This window comes from Synechococcus sp. R8-2 (assembly GCF_047461715.1).
Lineage (GTDB): Bacteria > Cyanobacteriota > Cyanobacteriia > Thermostichales > Thermostichaceae > Thermostichus.
Genome location: NZ_JANSHQ010000763.1, coordinates 1 through 519, shown reverse-complemented (window position 1 = coordinate 519; position 519 = coordinate 1). Strand labels below are relative to the sequence as shown.

Here is a 519-nt window from a genome sequence, read left to right as displayed (position 1 = left end):
CGTCCCGCTGGCGCGATCGGAGGCACGCTGAGTCAACTCCTCGAGGAGCGTTTGCGTCCATTCCAGCGGCCCATTGAGCAACATCGGCGAACGGGCTACCCCCAGTTTGCGGGCCATAGCCTTGAGGGCTTCCAAGCTGGCGGACAGGGGGCGGGTGCTGGCCACAAACAACAGCTCCGTCAGCCCTTGGGCATGACAGGTGAGCAAGTCAGAGCTCACAGCAGAGCGCAGCTCGCCATCGACCTCCGGCAAGGGTGGCAAAGTTAAACTGCTCTTGGCTTCCAAGCGAAGAGGTGTGGTGAAGTTGTCCTGAGGCAGGGGGGCCAGCAGGTGCAGTTGTCCGGTCGGGTCGATCAGCAACAGGTAGCCGAACAGATGCTGATCGCTGTTGTTGCAAAGGGTGAGATGCAAGGGATCCCCCCGCATAAACCGTTGCATACCCACCTCAGCAGGAGCAGAGGCTACAGACTGGACAAGGCGTGCCGCCAACGAGGGAGCTAAGGACTCCGTCCCGCTGGC

At 61.7% G+C, this 519-nt stretch carries 1 pseudogene; it reads right to left on the bottom strand.

Going from position 1 to position 519, the window contains the following annotated elements:
- Positions 1–519 (bottom strand): annotated as a pseudogene (locus tag NW819_RS14525) (caspase family protein); the annotation flags it as partial.